The sequence below is a fragment of the Kocuria dechangensis genome (assembly GCF_014636775.1).
Taxonomy (GTDB): Bacteria; Actinomycetota; Actinomycetes; order Actinomycetales; family Micrococcaceae; genus Kocuria; species Kocuria dechangensis.
In genome coordinates this window covers 1-1,776 of the sequence record NZ_BMEQ01000069.1, presented here as the reverse complement: position 1 = coordinate 1,776, position 1,776 = coordinate 1, and the positions used below count along the sequence as shown (strand labels likewise).

The 1,776-nt window shown below is 68.6% G+C and carries 1 protein-coding gene; it reads left to right on the top strand.

Going from position 1 to position 1,776, the window contains the following annotated elements:
• The first annotated feature begins 202 nt into the window (after positions 1–202).
• Positions 203–1,288 (top strand): inositol-3-phosphate synthase, encoded by a 1,086-nt coding sequence (locus tag IEW07_RS20670; protein WP_188540669.1) that lies wholly within the window; start codon positions 203–205, stop codon positions 1,286–1,288.
• The last annotated feature ends 488 nt before the right edge of the window (positions 1,289–1,776 follow it).

The following is a 1,776-nucleotide window of genomic DNA, read 5'->3' as shown; positions in this document are numbered from 1 at the left end:
CGGGGACGCCACCACGATCGGCGCCGAGGCCCCGCACCTGCAGGAGTGGATCGACCGCGGCCACTGATGCCCGGCACCCCGCGACCGGCGCCCTCGAAAAGCGCCGGTCGTGGGGCGCCCGAACACTCGATCCCCTCGTGCAGATCCGTGCCTCATCGTGCTGGCTCTGCCCCGACCGACCACTGAGGAACTGAACATCACCGTGTCCCACCACCCGATCCGTGTGGCCATCGCGGGCGTCGGCAACTGCGCCTCGTCCCTCGTCCAGGGCGTCCATTTCTACGCCGCCGCCGATCCTGCCCAGTCCGTCCCGGGGCTGATGCACGTCCAGTTCGGCAACTACCACGTCAACGACGTGGCGTTCGTGGCGGCGTTCGACGTCGACGCCGCGAAGGTCGGCCTGGACCTGTCCGAGGCCATCCACTCCTCGAAGAACAACACGATGACGTTCGCGGAGGTCCCGCACACCGGGGTGACGGTGAAGCGCGGGCCCACCCTGGACGGTCTGGGGGCCTACTACCGCGAGATGGTCCAGGAGTCCACCGCCGAGCCGGTGGACGTCGTGGCGGCCCTGAAGGACGCCGAGGTCGACGTGCTGGTGTCCTACCTGCCCGTGGGCTCCGAGGAGGCCGACCGCTTCTACGCCCAGGCCGCGATCGACGCCGGGGTGGCCTTCGTCAACGCCCTGCCCGTGTTCATCGCCGGGACCCCGGAGTGGGCGCAGAAGTTCACTGCCGCCGGGGTGCCGATCGTCGGTGACGACATCAAGTCCCAGGTGGGGGCCACGATCACCCACCGGGTGCTGGCGAAGCTGCTCGAGGACCGCGGGTACGTGCTGGACCGCACCTATCAGCTCAACGTGGGCGGGAACATGGACTTCATGAACATGCTCGAGCGCTCCCGGCTGGAGTCCAAGAAGATCTCCAAGACCCAGGCCGTGACCTCCAACGTGGCCCGCGAGTTCGGCACCCGGGACGTGCACATCGGCCCCTCCGACTACGTCGAGTGGCTCGACGACCGGAAGTTCGCCTTCGTGCGCCTGGAGGGCCACGGCTTCGGCAACGCCCCGATCAGCCTGGAGTACAAGCTGGAGGTCTGGGACTCCCCGAACTCGGCCGGGGTGATCATCGACGCGATCCGGGCGGCCAAGATCGGCCTGGACCGCGGCATCGGCGGGCCCCTGACCTCCGCCTCGGCGTACTTCATGAAGTCCCCGCCCGAGCAGCAGGCCGACGAGACCGCCCGGGCCAACCTGGAGGCGTTCATCCGCGGGGAGCTCGAGCGCTGAGCACCCCCCCCGGACAGCAGAGGACCCCCGCACCCCAGCAGCAACGACCTGCCCGACCACGACCATCCCCGAAGTCCCTGTCCCTGCAGAGAAGAGTCATCCGTGAAAACCCATCTGTTTCCGCCCGTCCCGTCGTTTCTCGGAACTCCCGAGGGCGAGCAGCTTCCCGATCCGTCACCGGTGACGTGGTCTGCCGATGAGGAGTGCGCCACCACCGTCGGGACAGTGACTCCGTGCGCGTACTGCACCGGGCCCGAGAGCGACTAGACAATGGACGGGGATGGTCTGATCAGGTCGAGGCGGAGCTCCGGTGCGACCAGTCAGTCCTTCAGAATGAGGCGGTGAGATGAGCGTTTCCCTGGGACTCCCGCAGCTCCGCAGTGCCGGTCCGGCTTCCAGCGGCGCGCCGCGGGAGGCGGGACTGGTGGACCGCCACGGCCGCCGCGCCACCGATCTGCGGGTCTCCGTGATCGACAAGTGCAACCTGC